Source organism: Tenebrionibacter intestinalis (assembly GCF_016632365.1).
GTDB lineage: Bacteria > Pseudomonadota > Gammaproteobacteria > Enterobacterales > Enterobacteriaceae > Tenebrionibacter > Tenebrionibacter intestinalis.
Window position 1 is genome coordinate 20,512 of the sequence record NZ_JAEPBH010000044.1, and the last position, 7,584, is coordinate 28,095.

6 protein-coding genes are annotated in these 7,584 nt (G+C 54.8%); 5 read left to right on the top strand and 1 reads right to left on the bottom strand.

All coding sequences use genetic code 11. From position 1 onward, the window contains the following. Positions 1 to 128: 128 nt before the first annotated feature. The 5 genes from pnp to mtr all read left to right on the top strand — a co-directional run bounded on the left by pnp (position 129) and on the right by mtr (position 6,693). Complete coding sequence (pnp, locus tag JJB97_RS14880; protein WP_238714807.1) at positions 129 to 2,261, top strand: polyribonucleotide nucleotidyltransferase; 2,133 nt, start codon at positions 129 to 131, stop codon at positions 2,259 to 2,261. A 112-nt stretch (positions 2,262 to 2,373) separates the two neighbouring features. Next, positions 2,374 to 3,261: a lipoprotein NlpI gene (gene nlpI / locus JJB97_RS14885; protein WP_238714808.1), complete on the top strand. Its 888-nt coding sequence runs from the start codon at positions 2,374 to 2,376 to the stop codon at positions 3,259 to 3,261. A gap of 105 nt (positions 3,262 to 3,366) precedes the next feature. Next, positions 3,367 to 3,447: a protein YrbN gene (gene yrbN / locus JJB97_RS18795; protein ID WP_157206741.1), complete on the top strand. Its 81-nt coding sequence runs from the start codon at positions 3,367 to 3,369 to the stop codon at positions 3,445 to 3,447. After that, positions 3,440 to 5,296: a DEAD/DEAH family ATP-dependent RNA helicase gene (locus JJB97_RS14890; RefSeq protein ID WP_238714809.1), complete on the top strand. Its 1,857-nt coding sequence runs from the start codon at positions 3,440 to 3,442 to the stop codon at positions 5,294 to 5,296. The genes yrbN and JJB97_RS14890 overlap by 8 nt, the downstream gene beginning before the upstream one ends. A 152-nt stretch (positions 5,297 to 5,448) precedes the next feature. Next, the gene (gene mtr, locus JJB97_RS14895; protein WP_238714810.1) at positions 5,449 to 6,693 is read left to right on the top strand and encodes a tryptophan permease; all 1,245 of its coding nucleotides are present in this window, start codon (positions 5,449 to 5,451) and stop codon (positions 6,691 to 6,693) included. Positions 6,694 to 7,075: 382 nt separating this feature from the next. Here the strand turns inward: mtr and nrdG are convergent, their stop codons facing one another. Continuing rightward, positions 7,076 to 7,540: an anaerobic ribonucleoside-triphosphate reductase-activating protein gene (nrdG, locus tag JJB97_RS14900; protein WP_238714811.1), complete on the bottom strand. Its 465-nt coding sequence runs from the start codon at positions 7,538 to 7,540 to the stop codon at positions 7,076 to 7,078. Positions 7,541 to 7,584: the final 44 nt, after the last annotated feature.

Genomic DNA, 7,584 nt, shown 5'->3' on the forward strand with positions numbered 1-7,584 from the left:
CGGCTAATGAGAAATTTGGTGTATTTTTACAAGATTTCTCATTAGTCGCGAGGATGCAACGGGATCGGAGATTGACCACAGCGCGCCTTTGAGGGCGCGCTGTTTAACTGATAAGTAAGGATAAAATTTTGCTTAATCCGATCGTTCAGAAATTCCAGTATGGACAGCATACTGTCACTCTTGAAACGGGCATGATGGCGCGCCAGGCGACTGCGGCGGTAATGGCCAGCATGGACGATACCGCAGTATTCGTGACTGTGGTCGGCGCTAAAAAAGCGAAGCCGGGTCAGGACTTTTTCCCGCTGACCGTTAATTACCAGGAGCGTACTTACGCCGCTGGCCGCATTCCCGGCAGTTTTTTTCGTCGTGAAGGTCGCCCGAGTGAAGGCGAAACGCTGACCGCGCGTCTGATCGACCGCCCGATTCGTCCGCTGTTCCCGGAAGGTTTTGTTAACGAAGTACAGGTTATCGCGACTGTGGTTTCTGTTAACCCGCAGGTTAACCCGGACATCGTTGCGATGATTGGCGCTTCAGCGGCGCTGTCGCTGTCCGGCATCCCGTTCAATGGCCCGATTGGCTGCGCGCGCGTGGGCTATATCAACGATCAGTACGTGCTGAACCCGACTGCCGATGAACTAAAATCCAGCAAACTGGATCTGGTGGTTGCCGGTACCGAAGGCGCAGTATTGATGGTGGAATCTGAAGCTGAACTGCTGAGCGAAGATCAGATGCTGGGCGCAGTGGTATTTGGCCACGATCAGCAGCAGGTTGTGATTCAGAACATCAATGCGCTGGTGAAGCAAGCGGGCAAGCCGCGTTGGGACTGGCAGCCGGAAGCCGCCAACGATGCGCTTAACGCGCGCGTTGCCGCACTGGCCGAATCGCGCCTGAGCGACGCTTACCGCATTACTGACAAGCAAGAGCGTTACGCGCAGATCGATGCGATCAAATCTGACGTTATTGCTGCGCTGCAGGCCGGGCAGCCGGAAGGCGAAGCGCTCGATGAAAATGAACTGGGCGATATCCTGCACGCCATTGAGAAAAATGTGGTACGTTCTCGCGTGCTCGCTGGCGAACCGCGCATCGATGGCCGTGAAAAAGATATGATCCGCGGCCTTGACGTACGTACTGGCGTGCTGCCGCGCACGCACGGTTCGGCGCTGTTCACCCGTGGCGAAACGCAGGCGCTGGTCACTGCCACTCTCGGTACCGAGCGTGACGCGCAGAATATTGACGAGCTGATGGGCGAGCGTACCGATCGCTTCCTTTTCCACTACAACTTCCCTCCGTATTCCGTTGGCGAAACCGGCATGGTGGGTTCACCGAAGCGCCGTGAAATTGGGCACGGTCGCCTGGCTAAGCGTGGCGTGCTGGCAGTAATGCCGGCGGCGGATCGTTTCCCTTATACCGTGCGCGTAGTGTCTGAGATTACCGAATCTAACGGCTCTTCTTCTATGGCCTCCGTATGCGGCGCTTCTCTGGCGTTGATGGATGCGGGCGTGCCGATCAAAGCCGCCGTTGCGGGTATCGCAATGGGCCTGGTGAAGGAAGGCGATAACTTTGTGGTACTGTCCGATATCCTGGGCGATGAAGACCATCTCGGCGATATGGATTTTAAAGTCGCGGGTTCTCGCGACGGCATTACCGCGCTGCAAATGGACATTAAAATCGAGGGTATTACCCGCGAAATTATGCAGGTGGCGCTGAACCAGGCGAAAGGCGCGCGTTTGCATATTCTGGGTGTGATGGAACAGGCGATTAACGCGCCGCGCGGCGATATTTCTGAATTTGCGCCGCGCATCCATACCATTAAGATCAGCCCGGATAAGATCAAGGATGTGATTGGTAAGGGTGGTTCCGTGATTCGCGCGCTGACCGAAGAAACCGGCACAACTATCGAAATTGAAGACGACGGTACCGTGAAAATTGCGGCAACCGACGGCGATAAAGCGAAACACGCTATCCGCCGTATCGAAGAAATTACTGCGGAAATCGAAGTTGGCCGTATTTACAACGGTAAAGTGACTCGCATTGTTGATTTCGGCGCGTTTGTGGCTATTGGCGGCGGCAAAGAAGGCCTGGTACATATCTCCCAGATTGCCGACAAGCGCGTGGAAAAAGTCACTGATTATCTGCAGATGGGTCAGGAAGTGCCGGTCAAGGTCCTGGAAGTAGACCGCCAGGGCCGTGTTCGCCTGAGCATCAAGGAAGCGATTGAGCAAACCCCTGCTGCTGAACCTGCGGCGCCTGAAGCGGAATAAGATCTGACAGGCCCTTTGTGCGACGCGCGAGGGGCCTGCTGTAGGACGGGATGTCCTGCATAGTTGCCGGGGGGCAGGGCGTTCATCCAATCGTTGTCTTCGGGAGTAGGAAATGAAGCCTTTTTTGCGCTGGTGTCTTGTTGCGGTCGTGCTGGCAGTAGCAGGATGCGGCAATAATTTTGCCTGGCGTAAGAGCGAAATACTGGCCGTGCCGCTACAGCCGACTTTACAACAGGAAGTCATACTGGCGCGCATGGAACAGATACTTGCAAGTCGGGCTTTAACCGATGATGAACGCGCGCAGCTTTTATATGAGCGCGGAGTATTGTATGATAGTCTCGGTCTGCGGGCGCTGGCGCGAAACGATTTTTCGCAAGCACTGGCGATTCGTCCGGACATGCCTGAAGTTTTCAATTACTTAGGCATATATTTAACGCAGGCAGGCAATTTTGATGCTGCCTATGAAGCGTTTGATTCTGTACTTGAGCTTGATCCAACTTACAACTACGCGCGTTTGAACCGCGGTATCGCTCTCTATTACGGCGGACGTTACCGGTTAGCGCAAGATGATCTGCTGGCGTTTTATCAAGACGATCCCAATGATCCTTTCCGCAGTCTGTGGCTCTGGCTTGTTGATAGCAAACTGGATACGAAACAGGCAAAAGCGATGCTGCGACAGCGCTTTGACAAAGCGGGTAAAGATCAGTGGGGATGGAACATCGTCGAATTCTACCTTGGCGACATCAGTGAAAAGACGCTGATGGAGCGCCTGAAGGCAGACGCAACGGATAACACCTCGCTCGCTGAACATCTCAGTGAAACCAACTTCTATTTAGGTAAGTATTACCTGAGTCTGGGGGATAAGGACAGCGCCACGGCACTGTTCAAGTTAGCGGTTGCTAATAACGTTCACAACTTCGTTGAGCACCGTTATGCACTGTTGGAATTAGCGCTCCTGGGCCAGGAACAAGACGACCTGGCAGAATCGGACCAGCACTAGCTGACGGACACTATCAGCCTATAACCTTTTGTAAGTCATCATCTTTACAGGTGAGGGCGTTTTTGTTCGTTAATCCATCTAATATGAGCCGGTTCACACTTTTCGATGAAAAATGCAGATCATTTTCATGTTGAGTTATGTAGACTGGCCGCCATTGATACTGAGGCACTAGCACTACATGGCTGAAATCGAAACCACTTTTACCGAACTGGGCCTGAAGGCCCCTATTCTTGAAGCGCTGAACGACCTGGGATATGAGAAACCGTCTCCAATCCAGGCCGCCTGTATCCCGCATCTGCTGGAAGGGCGTGATGTGCTGGGTATGGCGCAAACCGGTAGTGGTAAAACGGCAGCATTTTCCCTGCCACTGTTAAACAACATTGATCCGGAACTGCGGGCCCCGCAGATCCTGGTGCTGGCCCCCACCCGTGAGCTGGCCGTGCAGGTTGCGGAAGCCTGCAACGATTTTTCTAAACATATGCGCGGCGTAAACGTTCTGGCCCTCTACGGCGGTCAACGCTACGACGTGCAGTTGCGCGCGCTGCGCCAGGGGCCGCAGATTGTGGTCGGCACGCCGGGCCGCCTGCTTGATCATCTCAAGCGCGGTACGCTTGATCTGTCTAAACTGAAAGGCCTGGTGCTGGACGAAGCCGATGAAATGCTGCGTATGGGCTTCATTGAAGATGTAGAAACCATTATGGCGCAGATCCCGGATGGTCATCAGACCGCGCTGTTCTCTGCGACCATGCCGGAAGCGATCCGCCGCATCACTCGTCGCTTCATGAAGGATCCGCAGGAAGTGCGCATCCAGACCAGCATTAATACACGCCCGGACATCAGCCAGAGCTACTGGACTGTCTGGAATATGCGTAAGAACGAAGCGCTGGTGCGTTTTCTTGAAGCGGAAGATTTTGATGCTGCGATTATCTTCGTGCGTACTAAAAACGCCACGCTGGAAGTGGCTGAAGCGCTGGAGCGCAATGGTTATAACAGCGCTGCGCTGAACGGCGATATGAACCAGGCGTTGCGCGAACAGACGCTGGAGCGCCTGAAAGACGGACGACTGGATATTCTGATTGCGACCGACGTTGCCGCCCGCGGCCTTGACGTTGAGCGCATCAGTCTGGTGGTTAACTACGATATCCCGATGGACGCTGAATCTTACGTTCACCGTATTGGCCGTACCGGCCGCGCAGGCCGCGCAGGCCGCGCGCTGCTGTTTGTTGAAAACCGCGAACGCCGTTTGTTGCGCAATATTGAGCGCACCATGAAGCTGACTATCCCGGAAGTTGAATTGCCGAACGCGGAACTGCTGAGCCAGCGCCGTCTGGCGAAGTTTGCAGGCCGCGTACAGCAGCAGTTGGAAAGCAGCGATCTGGAACAGTACCGTGCGCTACTGGCGAAAATCCATCCGGCTACTGAAGAAGAGCTGGATATGGAAACGCTGGCGGCTGCGCTTCTGAAGATGGCGCAGGGCGAGCGTCCGCTGATTCTGCCGCCGGATCCGGTTATTGAACGCCGTCCGAAGCGTGAGTTCCGCGACCGTGACGATCGTCATGAGCGCAGCGATCGTCCGCGCCGTGAGCGCCGTGACGTAGGCGAAATGGAACTGTATCGTATCGAAGTGGGCCGCGATGATGGTGTTGAAGTACGCCATATTGTCGGCGCCATTGCTAACGAAGGCGATATCAGCAGCCGCTATATCGGCAATATTAAACTGTTCGCCTCCCACTCCACTATTGAGCTGCCGAAAGGTATGCCGGGTGAAGTATTGCAGCACTTTACGCGCACGCGCATCCTGAACAAGCCAATGAATATGCAACTGCTGGGCGATGCGCAGCCGCGTCGTGGCGGTAACGGCCGCAGCTTTGGCAATGGCGATCGTAACGAGCGTCGCGGCGGGGGAGAAGGGCGTCGTTTCAGCGGCGAGCGTCGTGACGGCGGCAATAGCCGTTTCTCCGGCGAGCGTCGTGACGGCAGCCGTGGACCGCGTCGTGACGACAACGGCAGCCGTCGTCGCTTTGGCGATGCCTAATGTAAATGAAACGTCGGCGTTACGCGCCGTAAACTAAAATAAACAGTCCCGATCATTGCGATCGGGACTTTTTTTATCTTCTTTGTACTCATGTACTGGTACAATATTGCAGCGGTGAGATGCCGTGTTGTACATAAAACAGGGGTATTGTAATGACGGCACTTTCCACAGCCCGTTCCACGCCATCTATTTTTGGCGGCGTGATGATTATTGGCGGCACTATCATTGGCGCAGGCATGTTCTCTTTACCGGTGGTGATGGCCGGCGCCTGGTTTTTCTGGTCGCTGGCGGGGCTGGTATTTACCTGGTTCTGTATGCTGCATTCAGGGCTGATGATCCTCGAAGCCAACCTTAACTATGCGCCAGGCGCGAGTTTTGACACGATTACCCGCGATCTTCTGGGAAGAAACTGGAATGTGTTAAACGGCCTGTCGATAGCGTTCGTGCTCTACATCCTCACTTACGCTTACATTTCTGCCAGCGGATCTATTATTCACCATACGCTGGATGAGCTGAACGTTGTTTTCTCGCCGCGTCTGGCGGGGCTTCTGTTTGCGCTGGCGGTAGCCTTTATCGTTTGGCTAAGTACGAAAGCGGTCAGCCGTATGACCGCTATCGTTCTGGGGGCGAAGGTTATTACCTTTTTTCTGACGTTTGGCAGCCTGCTGGGCCACGTGAAGCCAGCCACGCTTATGAATGTAGCCGAACAAAGCCCGAGCTATGCCCCGTATTTACTGATGACGCTGCCGTTCTGCCTGGCTTCGTTTGGCTATCACGGTAACGTGCCAAGCCTGATGAAATATTATGGCCGCGAGCCGAAAATTATTATCCGCTGCCTGGTCTGGGGCACGCTGATTGCGCTTGGCCTGTACGCTATCTGGCTTTTGGGCACGATGGGCAATATTGCGCGCCATGACTTTATCGCCATTGCGGAGAAAGGCGGCAATATTGATGTGTTGGTTCAGGCGCTAAGCGGCGTACTTAACAGCCGGTCACTGAATCTGCTGCTGGTGATTTTCTCTAATTTTGCGGTCGCCAGTTCTTTTCTCGGAGTAACGCTTGGGCTGTTTGACTATCTGGCAGACCTGTTTGGGTTTGACGATTCGCCGCTCGGGCGGCTGAAAACCGCGCTTGCCACTTTCCTGCCGCCGATGGCGGGCGGGCTTATCTGGCCGAATGGTTTTCTGTACGCTATCGGCTACGCAGGGTTGGCGGCGACTGTCTGGGCGGCCATTGTGCCGGCGCTGCTGGCGCGCGCGTCGCGTAAGCGATTTGGTAGTCCGCGCTATCGCGTATGGGGCGGCAACGGCATGATTGCGTTGATTTTGCTGTTTGGCGCAGGCAATGCGCTGGTACACGTGCTGTCAAGCCTCGGCTTGTTACCGGTGTATAAATAGCGAGACGCAATAAAAAAGAGGGCAAATAGCTTAATCCCAGGCAGATAAGTAGCTATATAATTGAATATTAAAGAAAAAGACAAACGCGTTGAGGTGCGGGTTATGCCACTTTTTTATTTGCCGTTGGCAACCTTGCTCGCTTTTAACGTGTACAGGCTTATGGCGCGGGGGTGTTGCCCGGGGTGGCGGGCCGAGGCGTAACGAGGCAGGAAGTTAGGGGTGGCCGAAGGTCGTTGGCCGTGCGGTGAGCGTGCCGCGAAGCGGCGATGCCTTTGCTGTGTCACAGGCGTTTGCAAAGCGGGCCTCAAATAAACAGAGCACCTGCTTAACCTTACGTGGCCAGCATTAACCGAATGGCGCTTTTTTACCGGACGGGCGCTTTTCAGCGCAAATGATGAATCACCTGGTTGCTGCTGCCGCGCCAGATAAGCGCTGGATCGCTTAGAGCCTGCACAAACTTGCCGTCTACCAGCACGTTAATCAGCCCGACGACCTCGTGCTGCGCCTCGCTCAACTCATCGAGTTTATAACCGGTCCAGACCCAGATATCTTTGCCGGGGCATTCGGCGCGTACGCGTTTCACCAGCCTGAGAATATCCGGTACGTTCTGCGGATGCAGCGGATCGCCGCCTGAGAGCGAAAGCCCCTGCCGCTTCACGCGCGTATCGTTGAGATCGGCAATAATGCGCGCTTCCATTTCTGGCGTAAAAGCTACGCCAGAATTGAGCCGCCAGGTACTTTTATTGTAGCAACCCGGGCATTCGTGAACGCAGCCTGAGACAAACAGCGTACAACGGGTACCCGGCCCGTTTACCACGTCGATCGGGTAGTATTGATGATAGTTCATTTTGCCTTCATTTTGCCTTCACGTCTGTCACCGTGGCTGCGTTG

Coding starts and splice junctions, on each gene's coding strand:
- nlpI (WP_238714808.1), top strand. CDS start 2,374: ATGAAGCCTTTTTTGCGCTGGTGTCTTGTTGCGGTCGTGCTGGCAGTA.
- yrbN (WP_157206741.1), top strand. CDS start 3,367: ATGAAAAATGCAGATCATTTTCATGTTGAGTTATGTAGACTGGCCGCC.
- JJB97_RS14890 (WP_238714809.1), top strand. CDS start 3,440: ATGGCTGAAATCGAAACCACTTTTACCGAACTGGGCCTGAAGGCCCCT.
- mtr (WP_238714810.1), top strand. CDS start 5,449: ATGACGGCACTTTCCACAGCCCGTTCCACGCCATCTATTTTTGGCGGC.
- nrdG (WP_238714811.1), bottom strand. CDS start 7,540: ATGAACTATCATCAATACTACCCGATCGACGTGGTAAACGGGCCGGGT.